This window comes from Rothia sp. HMSC073B08, from assembly GCF_001812975.1.
GTDB classification, from domain to species: domain Bacteria; phylum Actinomycetota; class Actinomycetes; order Actinomycetales; family Micrococcaceae; genus Rothia; species Rothia mucilaginosa.
Genome location: NZ_KV811087.1, coordinates 100093 through 120847 on the forward strand (window position 1 = coordinate 100093; position 20755 = coordinate 120847).

A 20755-nucleotide genomic window follows, 5' to 3' on the forward strand; every position below is an offset into this window, starting at 1 on the left:
GACGCTATACCCTTCCTCCGCTCCTGCAGGGGCACCCGCCGCACCCGGACGCTCCGCTTCTCCTTGCTTCGCGGCGGAGAGCGCCCGGGTGGGCACCCTGATGTCGCTTTCGGAGGGTATAGCTACCCTCGGCTCCGGTGAGGTGCGCGCGGAGGGGCGGTGTCGTCCGAAAGTGACATCAGGGTGCCCGAAGCGAAGCGAGGGCGGGTTCCCTGTAGGAACGAGGACGGTCACTGCCCCTCGCCTGTAGCACTAACCAAGCACTAACCAAGCAGAGAGAGGACTAGTCCTCGTGCGCAACCTTCACCGTCACGCCGTTGAGAGTCACGGTGTCGCCGGGGTGCAGCTGCTTGCCGCGTGCTTCCTCAATGTCGCCGTTGACCTTTACCAGGCCGTGCTGAATGACCTCGCGTGCCTGCGCGCCGTCCTCTACGAGGTTGGCGAGCTTGAGGAACTGGCCGAGGCGGATCATGTCGTCGCGAATAAAAATTTCTTCCATGCTCTCTAGTTTATCCCGCCGGGTGCATACTGGTGTCCGGCAAAAATGGGGGTGTGGTGGGCCGGGTAGGCATACCCAGGGGTGGGGTGGTGATGGTACCCTAGTGTATTGCATCAAAAAGTGTGCATATTGCGCCGATGAGCGCGAATACGGGCGCCCCGTTCTGGGTCGCGTCCCTTATGAACCCGAACTCACGCACGTCACAGCCGGTGGCGGGGCAGAAGGAGTAACTATGGCTGAAAAGTCCACCCTCGATAACGTTATTGCGCTCGCGAAGCGCCGCGGCTTTGTTTTCCAGGCCGGTGAAATTTACGGCGGTTCCCGCTCCGCATGGGACTACGGCCCCCTCGGTGCGGAGCTGAAGGAAAACATCCGTCAGCAGTGGTGGCAGCGTTTCGTCCGCTCTCGTGCGGACATGGTTGGCCTGGATTCCTCCGTTATTCTGCCTCGTGCGGTGTGGGAGGCGTCCGGTCACGTGGCGACCTTCACCGACCCGCTGGTTGAGTGTCTGTCGTGCCACAAGCGTCTGCGTCAGGATCACCTGCTGGAGAACTTTGAGGCGAAGAAGGGCCGCGCGGCTGAGGGTATGGAAGAGATTGCTTGCCCGAACTGTGGCACTCGTGGTGAGTGGACTGAGCCGCAGAACTTCTCCGGTCTGATGAAGACTTACCTGGGCCCGGTTGATAATGAGGAGGGTCTGCACTTCCTGCGCCCGGAGACCGCTCAGGGTATTTTCGTGAACTTCAACAATGTGGTCACTGCTTCTCGTAAGCGCCCGCCGTTCGGTATTGGCCAGATTGGTAAGTCGTTCCGTAACGAGATCACTCCCGGTAACTTTATTTTCCGTACTCGTGAGTTCGAGCAGATGGAAATTGAGTACTTTGTGCACCCGGATGACGCTGATAAGTACTTCAATGAGTGGGTTGAGGACTGCTGGAACTGGTTCGTTGACCTGGGTATTAACCCGGATAACATGCGCCGCTTCGACGTTCCTAAGGAGGAGCGTGCACACTACTCGGCTGGCACTATTGACGTTGAGTACCGCTTCGGCTTCCAGGGTTCCGAGTGGGGCGAGCTGATGGGCGTTGCGAACCGTACCGATTACGACCTGGGTGTGCACAATGAGCACTCTAACGCGAAGCTTGAGTACTTCGACCAGGCTACCGGTGAGCGTTACGTGCCGTACGTGATTGAGCCGTCCTTCGGTCTGACCCGCTCCATGATGGCGTTCCTTGTTGACGCATACGTTGAGGATGAGGCACCGAATACTAAGGGTGGCGTGGATAAGCGCGTCGTGCTGAAGCTTGATCCGCGCCTGGCACCGGTGAAGGCCGCTGTTCTGCCGCTGTCGAAGAAGGCTGAACTGTCTGAGCCGGCAACTAAGCTGGCGAATGAGCTGCGTGGCCTGTGGAACGTGGATTACGACGAGGCGGGCGCTATTGGTCGCCGTTACCGCCGCCAGGATGAGATCGGTACCCCGTTCTGCATCACCGTGGACTTTGACACTCTTGAGGATCAGGCTGTGACCATCCGCGAGCGTGACACCATGAACCAGGAGCGTGTGGCTCTGGATCAGGTGAAGTCTTACCTGGCTGCACGCCTGGCAGGCTAAAAATAATTTATAACATGGTCGGCGGGTAGCTTCTTAGAGCGAAAGAGGCTACCCGCCGTCGTGTATTTGGGCTACCCTGGTTAGACTGATTGGCACGATTGAAGCGAGCGAAGGAAAGGTGCACGGATATGGCTGAACGCCTCAGCGAAAAATTTGAGATTCGCCCCTGGCAGGAGGGTGATGACCTTGCCCTGCTTGAGATTTGGAACTCTGCCCGCAATGAGGTTGAGGAGCGCCAGCGTGGCCTTTTCGGCCCGGATACGGATGCGCCGTTCAGCCGTACTCTGGTGGTGACTATTTCTGGTGTGCCGGTGGCTGCGGGTACTGTGGTTGCTTCGCTGCTGCATCCGACGCGTCTATGGTCCTATGTGGAGGTCGCGGCTGACCACCGCCGTCAGGGTATTGGTACTGCCCTGCTGGATGCGTTGCGTGAGATTGCGGCGGCGCACGGCCAGACGACTGCTCTGCGCGTGAAGTTGGCGCCGTTTAGTGACGGTGAGGAGTTTGCGCAGGCGGCTGGTATGAAGCTGATTCAGCGTTCCCGTATGGTGCGTGTGGAGCCGGGTGCGATTCCTCCGGTGTCTTTGCGTGAGGACGCTGACGGTAACGAGACTCAGGCGATTGAGGATTTGGCGACCGGTTCGGTTGAGCTGACCGCCGCGCTGTGGGATTTCTACCGCCGCGCCCACGAGTGGGATGTTCCCGCCGAGGTGGGTTTGGGCACCGTGAACCGCTATTTCCTCTCGGATGAGGTGCGTGCCTTTGGTGCCGTGGTGCTTCGTGACCATATTCGTGAGGCTGCTGCTGAGGGTAAGAAGGGCCCGATTGTTGCGTTTGCGGTGAGCTACCACCCCTTCGAGACTGACCCGGAGGCGGCGCTGGTGGATGAGAAGACCGCCACGGAACTGCTGCTGGGCTACGACTTCGATAATGAGGGCGCTGTGGAGGCGATTATGCAGGTGCTGTCCCTGCTGAGCGCTAAGTACCCGGTGCTGGTTGAGGTTGACGACGCCATGGAGGCGCTGGTTCAGGTGACCGACGTGCTGCTGCGCGCCGGTACTGCCTCGGTGGAGGGCGACCCGACCTATATTTACGTGACCGAGTAGATTCTTTAGTAGGTTCGTAGGTTGCCAAGTAGATTCTCGGTATCGAGCCTGCTGGCTGACTCTTGCTGAAGGGGCGGGGAAGTGGAATGCTCCTCCGCCCCTCTCGCGTACCTGCGCCTCCCCACGGTTGCTGAGCTTGCACTGCGCTCCTGTACCCCCTCAGCTGAGTCCGGTTCTCGATTTGCCCCCGTATGCCACAATATAGGGGTGAATTCTGAAGCACCCCGTCTTACCCTTCCGCCCCTGAAACTGGGCAATCTGACCGTTGATACTCCCGTGGTTCTCGCCCCGATGGCTGGCGTGACCAATAAGGCTTTCCGCCGCCTCTGCAGTGAATATGGCGGCGGCCTGTACGTTACCGAAATGGTGACTGCGCGCGCCCTCGTGGAGCGTAAGCCCGAGTCCATGCGCATTATTGAGCATGACCCGGACGAGAAGATCCGCTCCATCCAGATTTACGGTGTGGACGCGGTCAACGTCGGTAAGGCTGTGCGCATGGTCGTTGAAGAGGACCGTGCCGACCACATTGACTTGAACTTTGGCTGCCCGGCTCCTAAGGTGACTCGCCGCGGTGGCGGTGCCGCCCTGCCCTGGAAGACTGACCTGTTCACTGCGATTGTGCAGACCGCGGTGAAGGAGGCATCCCGCAACGATATTCCGCTGACCATTAAGATGCGTAAGGGCATCGACGATGACCACATTACGTTCTTGGAATCTGCCAAGATTGCCCGTGATGCCGGTGTCGCGGCGATTGCTCTGCACGGTCGTACTGCAGCTCAGCATTATTCGGGTAAGGCGGACTGGGATTCGATTGCGCAGCTGCGTGAGCTGATTCCGGATGTGCCGATCCTGGGTAATGGCGATATTTTCTCCGCCGAGGATGCGGTGCGCATGGTCGAGCAGACCGGCGTGGACGGCGTGGTGATTGGTCGCGGTTGCCAGGGTCGCCCGTGGCTGTTTGGTGACCTGCAGAATGCGTTTGAGGGTTCGTCTGAGCGTATCCGCCCGACCCTGACTGAGGTGTCGGACATGATTTACCGCCACGCAGAACTGCTGGTGGAAACCTTCGGTGATGAGACCCGAGGCCTGCGCGAGATCCGCAAGCACGTGGCGTGGTACTTCAAGGGTTACCCGGTTGGCGGTGAGCTGCGAGCGAAGATGGCTCAGGTGCCCGACCTGGCGACGTTCCGTGAGCTGATTGCTCAGCTGGACCACTCGATTGGTTACCCGGGTGCCGCTGTGGAGGGTTCGCGCGGTCGCGCCGGCAGCCCCAAGCAGCCGCACCTGCCCGATGGCTGGCTGGATTCGCGCATCCTGGGGGATGCTGAGCGTCTGGGCCTGGCGGAGGCTGAGCTGGATATTTCCGGCGGCTAAACACCTGTGTGCCGCGGCGTGCTGTATGCGCGTCGCGGCGCATCCTTTTTACGAGCCTGTTTGTGCGTTATTTTCCGCGCCTATAACGCCTGCAGACGCTACCTGTTGACCCCCACCGTAGAATTGAGTTTATGGCTGGATTAATCCGCAAAGAAGACATTGACGAAGTCCGCGCCCGTACCGATATCCGCGAAATCATTGAAGGCTATGTGAGCCTCAAAAGCGCCGGTATAGGCACCTTCAAGGGGCTGTGCCCGTTCCACGACGAGCGCACGCCCTCCTTCAATGTGCGCCCGCAGGTCGGCTCGTACCACTGCTTCGGTTGCGGTGAATCCGGTGACGTGTACTCCTTCGTCATGGCGATGGAACACACCAGCTTCGTTGAGACGGTGGAGCGTCTAGCCGCCCGTATTGGTTACACTCTGCACTATGAGGGCGGTAAGCCCGGCGACCGCTACGAGGCGGGTATGCGCCGCCGCCTGCTCGACGCGCACAAGATTGCCGCCGAGTTCTTTGAACGTAACCTCTACAGCGCTGATGCTCAGGAGGCGCAGCGCTTCCTCGGCGCCCGCGGTTTCGATCCCGCCGCAACCCGCAAGTTCGGTGTCGGCTACGCCCCGCGCGGCTGGGACCACCTGCTCAAGCACCTTCGCTCCCAGGGTTTCACTGATGAGGAGCTGAAGGCGACCGGCATGTTCTCGGAGGGCAACCGCGGCCTGTACGACCGCTTCCGCGGCCGCATCATCTGGCCAATCCGCACCATCGCCGGTGAAACCATCGGTTTCGGTGCCCGCCGTCTCTTCGACGACGATCAGGGCCCCAAATACCTGAACACCCCCGAGACGCAGCTGTACAAGAAATCCCAGGTGCTTTACGGCATTGACCTGGCAAAACGCGATATGACCAAGACCAAGCAGGTCGTCATCGTGGAAGGCTACACGGACGTCATGGCGGCACACCTCGCCGGCATCACCACCGCCGTTGCCACCTGCGGCACCGCGTTCGGTCCCGGCCACATCAAGATGGTGCGCCGCATGATTACCGATGACGGTTCCGGCGGCGAAATCATCTTCACCTTCGACGGTGACGCCGCAGGCCAGAAAGCCGCCATGGCTGCATTCCAGGAGGACCAGCGCTTCGTCGCGCAGACCTTCGTGGCGGTTGCCGAGAACGGCATGGACCCCTGCGACCTGCGCCTGCACAAGGGTGACGCCGCCGTGCGCTCGCTGATTGCTTCGCGCCGCCCGCTGTTCGAGTTCGCGATTGATTCGACCCTCGCCAAGTACGATTTGGCGACCCTTGAGGGCCGTGTGCTGGCGATGCGCGCTATCGCCCCGATTATTGCCGGCATTAAGGACCGCGACCTGCGCCCCGCCTACATGCGTAAGGTATCCGGTCAGCTTGGTCTGGAGCTCGACGAGATTCAGCGTGCCGTGGCGTACGCGCAGAATCACCCGAAGCTTTCTCGCTCCCAGCAGGCGGAGGCTACCGCCGCCGCGCCGCGTTACGAGCGTCTGAACGAGGGGCCGCAGGGAGTGTCGGGCACGCCGGGCTATGCGGGCGCTCAGGGTTACGTGGGCGCGCCGGGTTACGCGGGTGCTCAGGGCGCAGTTCATGCTGACGCGCCCTACGACCCCGCCTACGACGCACCGCCACCAGAAGACCACGCCGCACCCAGTGCCTACGCCGGTCAGAACGCTGCCGCGCACCCGCCGAGCAGCATTCAGCCCGCCGCACCCCAGCCGGAGGTGACCGCCCCCGCCGTCGAGGAATTCCTCACCCCCGACCCGCGCGACCCGGTTGCCCGCCTCGAAAAGGCGGCGCTCGAGATTGCCCTGCAGCACCCCGAGCTCATCAGTGTGGAACAGTGGCGTAACCTCGCCACCGTGCAGTTCCGCTACCGCACCCACCGTGAGGTGGCCGCCGGCATTATTCACGCGGCAACCGTCATGGCGCCCACCCCCGGCATCGAATGGATTAACTGCGTGCGCTCCGGCGCTGTGGAGGGCGTACATCCCGCCATCGCGGAGCTCGCCGTCTCACCGCTACCGGTCAGTAGCGCCGAGCGTCTGCCCGGTTTCGTCACCGGTGCGCTCAATGCTCTGTTTGAGCAGCAGATTGCCCGCCAAAAATCTGACCTGATGATGCGCCTGGAACAGCTCAGCGCCAACCCCGACGACGAAGAATTCGAAGCGGTACAGCGTCAGCTCCTCGAATTGGAGATGCGCCGCCGACAGCTCGCCGCACAGCGCGGCTAGGTGCGGTTCCTTGTGAGAGCCCCGGCTGTCTGCTCAACGTTTTACGTTCCGCAGACAGCCGGGGGGGGGGAGTAGCGCGGGTTAACCGGAGCCCAAGCTCCCAATCTAAAGAGTGATACACTTCACGCTATTTCGAGTTGCGGAGCCCAAACAGCCCCGGTATAGTTATTACTCGTTGCAAGGGAAACCAAACAACAAAAACAAAATAATCCCCCGTAGCTCAATTGGCAGAGCATTCGACTGTTAATCGAAGGGTTACTGGTTCGAGTCCAGTCGGGGGAGCAGATATAGCAAGAACCCCGGAACGAAGTTCCGGGGTTCTTGCTATATACGTTACTCTGGCTCGAACCAGTAACCACTCCACCCTTCGTGAGCGCTGGGGCGCTCCCTCCAGGCCCTCGGGCTTACGCCCTCGGCGGGGTTAACGGTTTTTACTTCCTCGCGCGCTCGGAAAATCTTCGCCTCGCTAGTTCGAGTCCAGTCGGAACGTTCTCTCCAAGTCATGAATCAGTAACCACTCCGCCATACGCAGGCGCTGGGGCGCTCCCTCCAGGTCCTCGGGCTTACGCCCTCGGCGGGGTTAACGGTTTTTACTTCCTCGCGCGCTCGGAAAATCTTCGCCTCGCTAGTTCGAGTCCAGTCGGAGCCTTCCCCTCCACCCTCGCAAACCAGTTTATGAAGCCCACCCCTCAAGAAAAGTTCACCCCGTCCACACGCGCCGCACCCGCCTCCCAGACACAGCGGGGGAGCGGCGCATCGGCATCCTCTTACGCCTACTCCAGAGCAAATCTACAGGCGCAACCAAACCCAGAAAGCTACGCCTGCAGCTCAATGCAGCCTCCAGAAAGTCGAAAATACCTGAAGAGATAGCGCAAACCCCCACCCAAACGGTCACGCGGAGGTATCATAAGGGGCTAAACTATAGGAGGTGGAGTGCGAAAAAGAAGCCTCCAAAAACACGTCACGGAGAGGTGGTCATGACCACTACTACTAATCCCAAGGCACCTAAGCGTTTCTTTGCTGGCATCAGCGGGATTAAGTCCGGCGTCGCGAACATCATCGACGCTGGCAAAACCTTCAAGACCCTCGGACCCAGCCAGGTCAAGGACGAAATCCAGATTGCAAAGCACGAGCTGAAGACCAAGGGCATCGCCGTTGGTAAGGGTGCGGCCTTCTTCGGCGTCGCAGCAGTCTTCGGTCTGTTCCTGATCATTGCGCTGGTCGCCGCAGCAATCCTCGGCCTCGGCACCGTCATGCCCTACTGGGCATCCGCGCTGGTCTTCGCCCTCGTCTTCCTCATCGTCCTGGCAATCTGCGCCCTGGTCGGTCTGAAGAAGGTCAAGGCACAGCTGCCGTTCAAGCCCGAATCCGCAATCTTCGGTCTGCTCTTCGACCTCGGCGTACTCAAGGAAGGTACCGCCATGTCCGCTGAGCGCCTGAAGAAGGAACAGGCAGAGCGTGCAGAGCAGAAGGCTAAGGAAGCTGAAGAAGCAGCAGAACGCGCACGTCAGGAAGCTGAAGAGCGCAAGGCACGCGGCGAGGAAGAGCCCAAGCCGCCGACCTTCGAAGAGCTCAAGCAGCGCACCGCAGAGCGTCGCCAGCACCTGGCAGCCCTGCGCGATGACCTGCAGTCCTACACCGGCGACGTTCAGTCCAACACCCAGCAGGCTCTGGATGCTCTCAAGGCAGTGCCCTCCGAGGTTGCCGCAGGTGCAGCAGCTACCGGCCGCGGCCTGGCAGAGAACGTGCGCAAGCCCGAGGTTCTGCAGGCACGCTGGAAGTCCTTCGCAGCACTGGGCGCATCCATTGCAACCGTCCTGCACTTCCTGAACCGCCTGGTACGCCGCTAAACCCGGTACACCATAAACCCAGTCGCCGCTAAAGCCGGCGCATAGGTTTAACGCCAAGCGTCCAAACGCCCCGATACTTGTATCGGGGCGTTTGTGCGTCTACAGGCAGGCTGCTGGCTTCTGTTTCAACGGGAGGTTTAGAGGTAACTCCCAGCCAAAGCCGCCCGCCATAAGTCGGAGAAGGACGCAGCTCACAGGTAGAATAGACAAGTGCTGTACGTACTGGACCCACCCGGTGCACGCGGCAGACAGAGGTAGAAGCGGCGCACCGTCGCACCCGAAACCCCAAAGTCACCGACACACTACACCCCGATGAGGAGCCCCGTCATGGAACAGGCAAAGACGATTCTGATTGGCGCAGAAACCTACCCGCCGGACATCAACGGTGCAGCACAATTCGGTCACCGCCTCGCCACCTCCATGCTCAAGCGAGGTCACTCCGTGCACGTGGTCGCCGCCAGCCCCATCCCCGGCCCCAGCTACCGCACCGAAGTAGAGAGTGGCATCGTGGAGCACCGCCTGCGCTCGCACCTGCCTCCGACCCACGAGACGAACCGCATCTGCGTGCCCTGGGAGATCTGGTCCGAGGTTGGTGCAATCCTTGACGAGGTCCGCCCGGACGTGGTGCACGTGCAGTGCCACTACATTATTGGCCGAGCCCTGATTTTCCAGGCGAAGCGCCGCGGTATCCGCGTTATCGCAACCAACCACTTCATGCCGGCAAACCTTGATCCGTTCCTGCCCTTCCCCGATCCCGTGAAGCGTGTGATTGAGAAGGTCACCTGGAAGGACATGCGTTTCTGCTTCTCCAAGACTGCGGTCGTTACCACCCCCACCCAGATCGGTGCGGATGCGATGCGCGACCTGGGTCATTTTGACCGCCCCGTCATGCCGGTTTCTAACGGTATTGAAATCAGCGACTACGAGCTGCCTGAGGGAGCAGACGCCGGCAAGGTTCCCGGTGAGCTGCGTATTGCCTTCGTGGGTCGCCTTGCCGAAGAGAAGAACGTGGACGTGCTCATCGAGGCGCTCTCCCTGCTGCCCGATACCCTCGAGCACGTGGTGCTGGATATCGCCGGTGGCGGTGAGCTGCGTGAAGCACTCGAACAGAAGGCACACGATTGCGGTGTGTCCGACCGCGTGATTTTCCGTGGCTTCGTTCCGGATGAGCATCTGCCCGAGGTATACCAGATGGCTGACGTGTTCTGCCAGCCCGGTACAGCCGAGCTGCAGTCCCTGGTCTCTCTGGAGGCGATGAGCGCCTCCACCCCCGTGGTGCTCGCGAACGCGCTGGCTCTGCCGCACCTGGTGGAGGATGGCGTGAACGGCTACCTCTTCGAACCCAATAATGCTCAGGATTTGGCGAAGAAGCTGGAGGCGGTGCTCTCCCTGCCCGCCGCTGAGCGTGAGCAGATGGGCCGCGAGTCCCGCCGTATTGTGGGCTTCCACAGTGCTGAGAACACCTGGCGCACCTTCGAGGAGCTGTACGTGAGCGACGCTCCGTACCAGCGTTACCTGGATTCGCGCCGCTAAGCTTCTCTAGATTCTGAGCGGTGAGTAGAAGTAGAGCGTTTTTCGTTCTCAGCCGCCGTTCAGGTACTCTAGAGGATGGTGCTGGCGCCCATTGCGCGCCGTCACTGCACCGGATGGGGAGTTAGCTCAGCCGGTTAGAGCAGGGGACTCATAATCCCTTGGTCGCGGGTTCGAGCCCCGCACTCCCTACGGCCCCGCCCGCCGACTTCACCCACTTGTCGGCGGGCGGGGCTTTTTCGCGCCCTCTTTTTCGTGCTCTTTTGTCATGCTCTCGGAGGCGCGTATTTTCGTTCATGGAATGTATCAACGGTGATGAAAATGAGTAAATGACGAACGAAGACGCACCATAGCGTTCAATACGGTAGGGTTGAAGAGTCTTGTCACGAAAGACAGTGTGATGCCGCCGGTAGATGCCGATTCAGCCGGTAGGTGTTGCATCCACACACCATACGAGAGGATCTCAATGTCGGAGAACACTCCCAACAACCCGTCGCAGGGTGCAGCCGGCGGCTACGGCTACGACGCCGGCGCACACCCCGCGCAGGATGCTTCGCTTCCGGGTCAGGCTGCTCAGCCGGGTAATGCAGCTCAGGTTGCTCAGCCGAGCCAGCCTGTGCAGTCGAGCCAGCAGGGTAATGTTGCTCAGTCTGCCGCACCGGTAGTACCGCAACAGCCCGTTCAGCCTCAGCAGGCGCCTCAGCCCGCTCAGGTAAACGCTAATGCACAGCCGAATACTGAGGCAGCCTCCGCGCAGCCTGGTCAGCCTGCCGCCGCACCCCAGCCGGGTGCCGCTCAGCCCGGTGTTGCGCCTCAGCCTGGGGCCGCGCAGCCCGGTCAGCCCGGCCAGGCAACCTATGCGCCGAGCGCACCGCATCCGGCGGTGAAGGCACTGGGTGCTACCTGGAACGCGTTCCTGGACGTTTTCTCCAGCAACCCGGCAACCGCGCACGCCCGCATCTCTTCCGCAGGTGCGTGGGGTTGGATTGTTCCCACGACTCTGCAGGCGCTGGTGGGTGCGTTCTTCTTCAGCCAGCTGGTAATCCTGGCAGCCACTGTCGCGATGTCCATGATGGGCTATATGTACGGTCGAGGCGGTGCCTACGGTGGCGCCTACGCCTCGCAGGCCGTGCCGACCGGACGCATGATTCTGGCGTACGTGCTAATGGCTCTTGCAATCTTTGGTGTGCAGGTTCTGCGCGGTGTGCAGCTGCAGCTGACCGCGCGTATCGGCAAGGCTCCGGCGTCTTTCACCGCGAGTATGCACGCGGTGTCGGTGTCTTCTTTGGCGCTGATTCCTTCGTTCCTGGTGCTGAACCTGCTCGTGTTCTTCATGACCCTCAGCCGTAGCGGTGACGGTGCGTCCTTCCTGACCATGCTCATGGTTCTGGTGCTTGCTTTCGCCGTGTTCTCGGGGGAGGCTCTGACCTACCTTGGTCTGAATCGTCTGGGTCGCTTCGCGAAGTCCCCGATTATCATGCATGCGGCGCTGAGCACCGCGTGGGTTCTGGCATCCATGATTGTTTACTACGTGGCTATTCGCCTGATGGGAGCCTAGTATGCACGCGATGACTCACGCCCCGAGCGCGCCGACTCGTCAGCGCTGGATGTTCCTGGCGGTTCTGTTGACCATTGCCGCCCTGGTTCTGAGCGCCTGCAGCGCAAAGATTGAGACTCAGCTGGGCCTTGAGAGCGCTGAGAAGGGTACCCGCACCATTCTGGTTTCCTTCAACATGAAGGATAACCAGGACAAGGTTAAGGGTGGAACCCAGGCGCTGGATGCGTCCGTACGTAAGCACCTGCCCGAGGGCCTGGAATACGAAGGTATTCAGTCTGAGGGTGACAAGGCTCGTGCGACTTTCAAGGTATCCTTCTCCTCCGTGGACGAGTACCACTCCAAGGTGACCTCTCTGCTGAAGGCTTCGGGCTCCGACATCAAGCCGCAGATTAGCATCGTCAACTCTGACCAGGGTCTGGTGCAGGGTATTCAGGTGAAGGAAAACTTCAGCTCGGGCGATCTGCTGGGCTGGCTTCCTGAAGCTCTGGTAGTGGACGGTGTTGTGTCTGCTTCCAATAAGAACAGCGTTCTCAGCAGCAGCGATGAAACCACTGTGAAGTTTGGCGAGAAGGAAGTGAAGAACTCCGGTGGTTCTAAGATTTCCGCAAAGGATGTTCAGGACCGCGGTTTCCGTAACGTCATTCTTGACGTAAAGGAGAAGGACGGCGGTTACTCCGTGATGGTTTCCTTCGTCGCGAAGGAAATCATGAACACCGAGACCGCTTCTGCGGTCGACGCCTACCTGAACCAGGTCAAGCCTGAGGGCTCCGAGCTGAAGAAGGGCCTGGAGTCCTCGCAGGCGAAGGCATACGCTCCTTCCGCATCGACCGCCAGTGCGAAGGAAGAAGTGGGTCGTACCCTGACCTTTAGCGCTTCTTCGATTGAGGACCTGGGCAGTGGTCTCAAGAAGCTGTTTGGCGCAAGCAGCACCGATTTCTCCGCCAGCCGTGAGGTAGTGGCGAAGGATAATAACTTCACCGTTCAGAAGAAGATTTCGGGTCTGCTGGACTGCTCCCTGCTGTGCTCCCCGAACGGTGATGGCCTGACCCTGACCATCGTGGACAGCAACGATAAGTCCTACATTGTGGACCCTGAGGGGCGCGCTAGCTCCTCCCGTTCTGGTGGTAGCAGTACTCTCATTGCGGTTGACCGTGTTTCTTCACGTCAGATTGAGATGAAGAGCATGAAGGTGGCTACCTCCCTGGGCCTGGACGGTTCCATGGAAGCACGTTTCCTCTACGCATTCCCGACCGCAGATGTTGCGGGTGCTGAGCAGAAGCTCAAGGACGTTTTCGCAGGCGGCGGCAATGACGAGACCGAGGTCCGCCAGGATGGTGACGCCACCATCGTGAGCGTAAAGGTTCGCGGTAAGGACCAGAACGAGTTCAACCAGCGCCTGAACGAATACCTGCCCGATTCGAAGGTGACCGTTACCCGCCCCGGTGGCTACCACCCCTTCGGCTCCGACTACATTGTGACCCCTGAGATTAAGCTCTCTTCGAAGCTGGGTAGCTACTACTCGGCTCCCTTCGAGTTCACCTTCAAGGCGCCGACCTTCTCCTCGCTGGAGCAGCAGAAGGTAGATGCCGCGAACAGCATCGCGAAGAGCTCTCAGCACGTGCAGCTGACCGTGAATGGTGGCGAGCTGAGCGTCAAGACTGACCACGGCGTCAGCACCACCTCCGGTCTGACTGTTCCGGTGTCCGGTCTGAGTATGACTGACGTAATCGTGGATGCGGTTATTGTGGGTCTGCTACTGCTCATCCTGGTTCTGCTCTTCCTGTTCCGCAAGAAAATCGCGGCGGCTCGCGCAAAGGGTCGTGAGCGTCGTGCCGCTTCAGTTGCGGCACTGGGCGCGGCGGCGGGTGTTGCGACCGGTTACGGCGCAACCCAGGCTGACGCACAGAACGGCTACCAGGCACAGGGCGGCTACGCTACTCAGAATGGCTATGCCGCTCAGCCCGGTTACCAGGCACAGGGGGGCTACCCGGCGCAGAACACCGCCTACGCTACGGGGGATGATTCGCCGACTCAGGTGTTCACCCCGCAGCACGGCGTGAACTACGGCGAGAACGAGCCGACCAAGGCAATGCCCGCGTATATCCCTCCGACTGAGCAGCCGGTTCAGCCCACTCAGCCGGTTCAGCCCGGTCAGACTGCTCAGCAGCCTGTACAGCCGAACCAGTTCGGTGCTGATGACGGTGACGTCCTCCAGTAAGTAGCTATCTCTAGCACCTACGCTAGTGGGCACAACTTAGGCTGGCTCCTGTGGCCCGTTGCCTCCTTCCCCGGAGGTGACGGGCCACAGCTGTATCTGGTTCGGCTCATGCTCGGCGCAAGTACCCGTGCCTAATATCCAGTACCCGCGCCTAATATCCGCCCGGTACGGGAAGCAAAATGCTCGGCTCCTTCGACCCCAGCAGGCTCATGGGGTTGACGTACTCGGCGGTCTTGCCGCTGCCGTCCCCGCGGGCGCCTCCCTGTCGTACGCCCCAGTACAGGCAGGGGATGGAGCATCGCAGGTAGGGGCGCTCGCTGTTGCCGTTCGCCGTTCCTGCGACGGTGCCGATGACATCACCGGTTGCAACGGTGGTGCCGACCGGTAGTGCTTCGTCCATGGGTTCGAAGGTGCTGCGCCGCCCATCCGGATGCGCAATGACCAACACTTTGCGGTTGACGACCGTGCCGCTGAACACCACTTTTCCCGGTGCCGGTGCGTAGACGCGCCGGTTGTTCTCGGGTACGGCAAGGTCTACGCCGCGGTGCCCTGCGCTCCAGCGTTGGGCGGGATTCTCAAAGGGGCGGATCACCCGCGGCCTGGATTCGGCGGTGGGGGAGCGGTAGCGTAGTCGGTTTGCGGTGAGCTCAACGGTGTGGGGAAGGTGCGCGCTGCTGGGAGCTTGCGCACTTGAGGCGGCACCTTCAGTAAAACCTGCCCCGCCTGTAAAACTGAGCCAACCCGAATAACCCTGACTGCCCGAATAGCGTTGCCCACCCGTATAGACCTGCCCGCCCGCGCTCACAAGTGCACCCAGCAGGCAGCACGCCGTCAGCATCGCGCGCCGTAGCGTTGTCGCTAATGTCATCATGTTCTGCTTCATCTTCTGAGCACATCACGAATTGCCCCGCCCCGCGGCACCTCACGAAAAATTGTGGATAACCCCGCTGTTTTCGCCTTAAAATCCTTTATCCACAGTGCCCCTGCACACACCCGCCGCGCCTGTGCAGGTTTTAACCCTAATCCGGCGGATTAATCGCGGAATATACGGTACAATGTCGTATTGCAGTGTGCCTGCGCGGGTATTCTCCCTCTGTGAGGGGGCCGCACAGCATCACTGACGACGCGCGGCGTGAGCGGCATCCTCAAACGGGGAGCCGATAAGGGACCTTCGGTCCACCCACACGGGGTGGTTAGGGCCTGAGCTGAACGGGTAACCGTGAACGCTAACCGCCGCCAGGAAAAACTGATAACTACTATGCGCGCGTTGGGCTAGCCCGAATGGGAGGTCTGCGCGGCACCCAAAAGGAGACGACATGCCCGTCGTAACTATGCGTGAAATGCTGGACTCCGGCGTTCACTTCGGTCACCAGACCCGCCGTTGGAACCCCAAGATGAAGCGTTTCATCCTGACCGAGCGCAACGGCATCTACATCATCGACCTGCAGCAGTCCCTCGCCTTCATCGACAAGGCATACGAGGCTGTTAAGTCGACCGTCGCACACGGTGGCAACATCCTGTTCGTGGGTACCAAGAAGCAGGCTCAGGAAGTTATCGCTGAGCAGGCAACCCGCGTGAACATGCCCTACGTGAACCACCGCTGGCTCGGTGGTATGCTGACCAACTTCAGCACCATCTCCAAGAGCATCGAGCGCATGAAGGAACTCGAGCAGATTGACTTCGACGATGTAGCAGGTTCTCGCTACACCAAGAAGGAACTGCTCCTCATGCGTCGCGAGTTCGAGAAGCTCGAGAAGACCCTCGGCGGTATCCGCAACCTGTCCAAGGTTCCCTCCCTCCTGTGGGTTGTTGACACCAAGAAGGAGCACCTGGCAGTTAACGAGGCTCAGAAGCTGGGCATCCCCGTTGTTGCTATCCTCGACACCAACTGCGACCCCGACGAGGTTGCTTTCCCGATCCCCGGTAACGACGACGCTATCCGCTCCGTCAACCTGCTCACCCGCGTGATTGCTGACGCAGTGGCAGCCGGCCTGATCGAGCGCAACGCTAAGAAGAACGGCAAGGCTGAAGCAGCTGAGGAGCCCATGGCAGCTTGGGAGCGCGAGCTCCTGGAGCAGCACGAGGCTGCACAGGCTGAAGAGGCTGCTAAGTAAGCTTTCTTAGCCCACTAAGCTTTATGCTTTGTGGCCCCCGCCCGTGGGGACCACGTTCGGACGGCGCCCGCCCTGACCTGGGCGCGGCGCCGTCCGCCATTTGTACCACCGGGATGTCATCCCGATTTATTACAGCAACACAAGGAGTTCACAATGGCGAACTACACCGCAGCAGACATCAAGGCACTGCGCGAGAAGACCGGCGCAGGTATGCTCGACGTCAAGAAGGCTCTGGACGAGGCTAACGGCGACCAGCAGAAGGCTGCTGAGATCATCCGCGTTAAGGGTCTGAAGGGCATCACCAAGCGCGAGGGTCGCGCAACCGCTGAGGGCCTGGTAGCTGCACGCGTTGAGAACGGCGTTGGCTACATGATCGAGGTCAACTCTGAGACCGACTTCGTGGCAAAGTCCGACCCCTTCATCGCTTTCGGCCAGAACGTGCTCGAGGCTGCTATTGCTGCTAACGCTTCCACCCTGGAAGAGCTGCAGGCTGCATCCTACGAGGGCAAGACCGTTGAGGAGCTGACCACCGACGCTGGTGCACTGCTCGGCGAGAAGATCGTTGTCCGCCGCGTTGCACGCGTTGAGGGCGAGAACGTTGCAGTTTACCTGCACAAGACCTCCAAGGACCTGCCGGCACAGGTTGGCGTTCTGCTGGCTGTCTCCGGTGAGAACACCGACGAGATCGCACACGACGTTGCAGTTCACATTGCTGCAATGAGCCCCAAGTACCTGGATTCCGAGTCCATCCCCGCAGACCAGATCGAGACCGAGAAGCGCGTTGCTCGCGAGACCGCAATCGCTGAGGGCAAGCCCGAGAAGATTCTGGACAAGATCGTTGAGGGTCGCCTGAAGGGCTTCTTCAAGGAGAACACCCTGCTGGATCAGGACTTCGCAAAGGACTCCAAGAAGTCTGTCGCACAGGTTCTGTCCGAGGCTGGCGCAACCGCTACCGCATTCGCACGTTTCCGCGTGGGCGCATAAGGACTCGCTGCAGTTCTGCCCTTCCGTATTGCGGGTTCCCGGTAAGGGAAATCGTATGAGGTTGGGATTATAGCCTGAAGCCGGGTAGTCACCACTGGTGGCTACCCGGCTTTGCTGTATCCTTGATAAGGACTAGGCGGCAGGAGTCCGCCCCGATCACCTATAACAACCCCTAGGTAAGCCACTGGAGGAACCATGACTGAAGCGAATCCCCGCCCGATGCACCGTGACGAGACCGGCCGCCGCCGCGTTTTGCTCAAGCTTTCCGGTGAGGTTTTTGGTGGCGGTGAAGTTGGTATTTCGACCGAGGTCGTGCGCAGCATCGCTAAGCAGATCGCCGCAACCGTTGGCGAAGTTGAGACCTCCATTGTGATTGGTGGCGGTAACTTCTTCCGCGGCGCTGAACTCTCTCAGGCGGGTATGGACCGCTCCCGTGCAGACTACATGGGTATGCTCGGCACCGTGATGAACTCCCTGGCTCTGCAGGACTTCCTGGAGCAGGAGGGTATTGACACCCGCGTTCAGTCGGCTATCACCATGCCGCAGGTTGCTGAGACTTACATTCCTCGCCGCGCAATCCGCCACATGCAGAAGGACCGCGTCGTGATTTTCGGTGCTGGTGCGGGTCTGCCTTACTTCTCCACCGACACTGTGGCTGCGCAGCGTGCCCTGGAAATCCACGCGGACGAGGTGCTGGTCGCTAAGAACGGCGTGGATGGCATCTACACTGCTGACCCGAACAAGGACCCCAACGCTGAGCGCCTGTACAACCTCACCTACGATGAGGCTATGCAGCGTAACATCCGCGTGCTGGATCAGACCGCGTTCTCCCTGTGCCGCGACAACAACGTGACCATGCGCGTGTTCGGCATGCAGGGCGAGGGCAACGTGACCCGCGCAATTCTGGGCGAGAAGATGGGTACCCTCGTTACTCGCTAACACCTAAATTTTTAGGTTGGGGCATGCCTGATGCCCCCTCTGATTGTGACCGTGCTCGATAGCGCGGACTTATTCTGGACGGTACCGCGCGGGTGAGCGCTAAAACTCGCTTATGCCCGCCGGTACCGTCTAGACTTATATCAAATACGACGTTCTGCCTCTTTCCCGCCGACTTTGTGTTATTCCTAAGGTTTTTGCCTCGGATGCGCCGTGGAGCCGGTAGGGAATCATGAGGGCTGAGCGAACGCCCACCGACAATTCTGGCACCCCAGAATTCCGACAAAGGAGATCCTTTCGTGATCGAAGAAATCCTTGCCGAAGCCGGCGAGAAGATGGAAAAGACCATCGAAGCAACCAAGACTGAGTTCGCTAAGGTCCGTACCGGTCGTGTGAACCCCGCAATCTTCAGCGGCCTGACCGCAGAGTACTACGGTGCACCGACCCCGCTGCAGCAGCTGGTGTCCTTCAACGTTGAGGACGCACGTACCGTCAAGATTGTTCCCTTCGACGTGACCGCACTGGCAGCTATCGAGAAGGCTCTGCGCGACTCCGACCTGGGTGTTAACCCCAGCAACGACGGTGCAGCTATCCGCGTGGTCATGCCCGAAATGACCGCTGAGCGCCGTAAGGAATACACCAAGCTCGTCAACCACAAGGCTGAAGAGTCCCGTGTCTCCATCCGTAACGTCCGCCGCCACGCTAAGACCGCTATCGACAAGCTCGTCAAGGACAGCGAAATCGGTGAAGACGAAGGCGCACGCGCTGAGAAGGAACTGGACGCACTGACCAAGAAGCACATCGACCAGGTCGACGCACTGTACAAGCACAAGGAAGCTGAACTGCTCGAGGTCTAAACCCCAAATGAGTGCACGCAAAGAAGCGAAAGAAGAGAGAGGCGCACAGCCGGCTCCACAGCAGAGCCCGCAGACGGCGGTAACCCCCGTGAAGTCGCGTAGCGCCAAAGCAGGCCGTAACCTGCCCGCCGCCATTGGCGTGGGTGTTGGTTTCGGCGTGCTGTTGGTGCTCGGTCTGATCTACCAGCCGATTTTTGTGGCGATTGCAGCTGCTGCGGCTGGCCTGGGCGCCTGGGAGATTGGGCACGTGCTCAACACCCGCCGCGGCTACGGCATCCCGGAGTATCTGCTCGGTGGCCTGTCCGGCGCGATTGTGGCGGTGTCTTACCTGTTCGGTTTTACCGGTCTGGGCATCGCCCTGGCGGTGAGCCTGCTGGTGCTGCTGCTCTCTTCTGCTCTCGTGCGTGCTGACCGTCAGGTCTCACTGGGTAAGTCTTTGAGCGGTAGCGCCCTCGCCCTGCTGTGGGTGCCGCTGATGCTGGGCATCGCCATGGTCTACTTCCAGACCGACCACGGCGAGCGCGGCGTCCTCATGATTCTGCTGATGGCTATCTGCAATGACACGTTCGGCTTTATTGCCGGCGTGAATTGGGGTAAGCACCCGATGGCGCCGAAGATCTCCCCGAAGAAGAGCTGGGAGGGCCTGGCTGGCTCCTTCGTCGGCTCGGCGGTGGTTGGTGCTATCGCCCTGGCGGTCATGGGTTCGCCCTGGTATTGGGCTATTCCGCTGGCTGCGGTCATGGTGGTCGCTTCGACTGCCGGCGACTTGGTGGAGTCCGTGTTCAAGCGCCGTATGGGTGTGAAGGACATGTCGAATATTCTGCCCGGTCACGGCGGCATGATGGATCGCCTGGACTCGATTCTTTTCGCTGCGGCGGCTGGTTGCCTGATTTTCCGGTTTATTATGCCGCTCTAAAGCTTCAAGCTTTATTGCTCGGAGGCGGGGCGTTTCTTCCCACAGGTGGGGGAGGGGCGTCCCGCCTTTGCTGTATCCGGCTTTGCTGTACCCGCTGAATAGGGGCGCAGAAGTCAGGAAAGCAAGGGACTATATCTAAGACACCGCCCGCCAACCTTGCGTCAGGTAGCCTGCGCATTGGTATTCTTAAAGTTCAATCGTCGAGAGGAGCCCACCTTGGCAAGCACCACCCGCGGAGGCGGATTTGCCCGTGCAGCAGAAACCGAACCCGGCTACAAGCGTAGTGAAGTAGACCGCCTGTTCACCCGCCTCGCCGAGGACTACGAGAAGCTCAGCGGAGCCTCCGAACTGCCCGAAGACCTCTACACCTCCCGACGAATCCGCCAGGTCGTCTTCCGTGAAGAACCCGGCGGCTACCAGCTGGACGTGGTCGACCGCGCCCTCGAAAAGATTGAGGAACGCTTCGCCAAGCTCGAACGCAGCCGCTACATTGAGGCGTACGGCCTGGACAACTGGGAACGCTCCCTCGTCGAAACCGGCGAGCTGCTCGCCGGCCGCCTGGAACGCCCCGCCGGTGAGCGTTTCCGCCGCCCCAGCAAGCGCCGCCACATGGGCTACTTCGTCGGCGACGTGGACGCCATCTGCGACCGCGTGTACGCCCAGCTCAACAGCGAGGAGCCGCTGGACCCCTCCGTGGTGCGCCACGCAAAGTTCCGTCCCGCCTCGGGCACCGTCAGCTACGAGGAATCCCAGGTGGACGCTTTCCTGGACCGCTGCATTGAGCTGCTGCAGGATCTGCTCTAAAACGTGAAGTGTTGAATCCCCCGCCCCGTATGACAGGGTGGGGGATTCTTCTGCGCTGGGGTCTTCTAAGCTGGGGCTCATCTATGCTGGGGTTCATCTATTCTGGGGTTCGTCTACGCTGGGCCTTCTAACATGAGAG

The 20755-nt window shown here is 60.4% G+C and carries 16 protein-coding genes and 2 tRNA genes; 16 read left to right on the forward strand and 2 right to left on the reverse strand.

Features of this window, described 5'->3' with window-relative positions:
- Positions 1-283: 283 nt before the first annotated feature.
- Entirely contained in the window at positions 284-499 is a 216-nt protein-coding gene (locus tag HMPREF2884_RS08660) for an RNA-binding S4 domain-containing protein (protein WP_005507051.1), read from the reverse strand.
- Between the two features lie 232 nt (positions 500-731).
- Between HMPREF2884_RS08660 and HMPREF2884_RS08665 the strand changes: the two genes are divergently transcribed.
- The 10 genes from HMPREF2884_RS08665 (at position 732) to HMPREF2884_RS08710 (ending at position 14005) form a co-directional block, all read left to right on the forward strand.
- The gene (locus HMPREF2884_RS08665; RefSeq protein ID WP_005507052.1) at positions 732-2111 is read left to right on the forward strand and encodes a glycine--tRNA ligase; all 1380 of its coding nucleotides are present in this window, start codon (positions 732-734) and stop codon (positions 2109-2111) included.
- 128 nt (positions 2112-2239) lie between these two features.
- A complete protein-coding gene (locus HMPREF2884_RS08670) occupies positions 2240-3217 on the forward strand; it encodes a GNAT family N-acetyltransferase (RefSeq protein WP_070616818.1) in 978 nt (325 codons plus the stop codon).
- A 207-nt stretch (positions 3218-3424) separates the two neighbouring features.
- Positions 3425-4591: a tRNA dihydrouridine synthase DusB gene (dusB, locus tag HMPREF2884_RS08675; RefSeq protein ID WP_049355088.1), complete on the forward strand. Its 1167-nt coding sequence runs from the start codon at positions 3425-3427 to the stop codon at positions 4589-4591.
- A 131-nt stretch (positions 4592-4722) separates the two neighbouring features.
- Positions 4723-6849, forward strand: a complete 2127-nt coding sequence (gene dnaG, locus HMPREF2884_RS08680; protein ID WP_070616820.1) for a DNA primase — start codon at positions 4723-4725, stop codon at positions 6847-6849.
- Positions 6850-7058: 209 nt separating this feature from the next.
- A tRNA-Asn gene (locus tag HMPREF2884_RS08685) sits at positions 7059-7131 on the forward strand.
- 695 nt (positions 7132-7826) lie between these two features.
- Positions 7827-8699 (forward strand): phage holin family protein, encoded by an 873-nt coding sequence (locus HMPREF2884_RS08690; protein ID WP_070616823.1) that lies wholly within the window; start codon positions 7827-7829, stop codon positions 8697-8699.
- Between the two features lie 327 nt (positions 8700-9026).
- The gene (locus HMPREF2884_RS08695; protein WP_070616824.1) at positions 9027-10232 is read left to right on the forward strand and encodes a glycosyltransferase; all 1206 of its coding nucleotides are present in this window, start codon (positions 9027-9029) and stop codon (positions 10230-10232) included.
- Positions 10233-10347: 115 nt separating this feature from the next.
- Positions 10348-10421 (forward strand) — tRNA-Ile (locus HMPREF2884_RS08700).
- Positions 10422-10695: 274 nt separating this feature from the next.
- A complete protein-coding gene (locus HMPREF2884_RS08705; RefSeq protein ID WP_070616826.1) occupies positions 10696-11787 on the forward strand; it encodes a hypothetical protein in 1092 nt (363 codons plus the stop codon).
- 1 nt (position 11788) lies between these two features.
- The gene (locus HMPREF2884_RS08710) at positions 11789-14005 is read left to right on the forward strand and encodes a flagellar motor protein (RefSeq protein WP_070616828.1); all 2217 of its coding nucleotides are present in this window, start codon (positions 11789-11791) and stop codon (positions 14003-14005) included.
- A gap of 151 nt (positions 14006-14156) precedes the next feature.
- Here HMPREF2884_RS08710 and HMPREF2884_RS08715 read toward each other — a convergent pair whose 3' ends face one another.
- A complete protein-coding gene (locus tag HMPREF2884_RS08715) occupies positions 14157-14597 on the reverse strand; it encodes a M23 family metallopeptidase (protein WP_070616885.1) in 441 nt (146 codons plus the stop codon).
- 724 nt (positions 14598-15321) lie between these two features.
- On the opposite strand from HMPREF2884_RS08715, the gene rpsB reads away from it, so the two are divergent.
- From rpsB to HMPREF2884_RS08745, 6 genes are all read left to right on the forward strand, one after another.
- Positions 15322-16119, forward strand: a complete 798-nt coding sequence (gene rpsB, locus HMPREF2884_RS08720; protein ID WP_005508818.1) for a 30S ribosomal protein S2 — start codon at positions 15322-15324, stop codon at positions 16117-16119.
- A gap of 153 nt (positions 16120-16272) precedes the next feature.
- A complete protein-coding gene (tsf, locus tag HMPREF2884_RS08725; protein ID WP_005508816.1) occupies positions 16273-17103 on the forward strand; it encodes a translation elongation factor Ts in 831 nt (276 codons plus the stop codon).
- A gap of 195 nt (positions 17104-17298) precedes the next feature.
- Entirely contained in the window at positions 17299-18042 is a 744-nt protein-coding gene (gene pyrH, locus HMPREF2884_RS08730; protein WP_005507067.1) for a UMP kinase, read from the forward strand.
- Between the two features lie 296 nt (positions 18043-18338).
- Positions 18339-18896: a ribosome recycling factor gene (gene frr, locus HMPREF2884_RS08735; protein ID WP_005507069.1), complete on the forward strand. Its 558-nt coding sequence runs from the start codon at positions 18339-18341 to the stop codon at positions 18894-18896.
- A gap of 7 nt (positions 18897-18903) precedes the next feature.
- Positions 18904-19812, forward strand: a complete 909-nt coding sequence (locus tag HMPREF2884_RS08740) for a phosphatidate cytidylyltransferase (RefSeq protein ID WP_005507071.1) — start codon at positions 18904-18906, stop codon at positions 19810-19812.
- A gap of 216 nt (positions 19813-20028) precedes the next feature.
- The gene (locus HMPREF2884_RS08745) at positions 20029-20616 is read left to right on the forward strand and encodes a cell division protein DivIVA (RefSeq protein WP_049341682.1); all 588 of its coding nucleotides are present in this window, start codon (positions 20029-20031) and stop codon (positions 20614-20616) included.
- Positions 20617-20755 lie beyond the last annotated feature (139 nt).

Coding starts and splice junctions, on each gene's coding strand:
- HMPREF2884_RS08660 (WP_005507051.1), bottom strand. CDS start 499: ATGGAAGAAATTTTTATTCGCGACGACATGATCCGCCTCGGCCAGTTC.
- HMPREF2884_RS08665 (WP_005507052.1), top strand. CDS start 732: ATGGCTGAAAAGTCCACCCTCGATAACGTTATTGCGCTCGCGAAGCGC.
- HMPREF2884_RS08670 (WP_070616818.1), top strand. CDS start 2,240: ATGGCTGAACGCCTCAGCGAAAAATTTGAGATTCGCCCCTGGCAGGAG.
- dnaG (WP_070616820.1), top strand. CDS start 4,723: ATGGCTGGATTAATCCGCAAAGAAGACATTGACGAAGTCCGCGCCCGT.
- HMPREF2884_RS08690 (WP_070616823.1), top strand. CDS start 7,827: ATGACCACTACTACTAATCCCAAGGCACCTAAGCGTTTCTTTGCTGGC.
- HMPREF2884_RS08695 (WP_070616824.1), top strand. CDS start 9,027: ATGGAACAGGCAAAGACGATTCTGATTGGCGCAGAAACCTACCCGCCG.
- HMPREF2884_RS08705 (WP_070616826.1), top strand. CDS start 10,696: ATGTCGGAGAACACTCCCAACAACCCGTCGCAGGGTGCAGCCGGCGGC.
- HMPREF2884_RS08710 (WP_070616828.1), top strand. CDS start 11,789: ATGCACGCGATGACTCACGCCCCGAGCGCGCCGACTCGTCAGCGCTGG.
- rpsB (WP_005508818.1), top strand. CDS start 15,322: ATGCCCGTCGTAACTATGCGTGAAATGCTGGACTCCGGCGTTCACTTC.
- tsf (WP_005508816.1), top strand. CDS start 16,273: ATGGCGAACTACACCGCAGCAGACATCAAGGCACTGCGCGAGAAGACC.
- pyrH (WP_005507067.1), top strand. CDS start 17,299: ATGACTGAAGCGAATCCCCGCCCGATGCACCGTGACGAGACCGGCCGC.
- HMPREF2884_RS08740 (WP_005507071.1), top strand. CDS start 18,904: ATGAGTGCACGCAAAGAAGCGAAAGAAGAGAGAGGCGCACAGCCGGCT.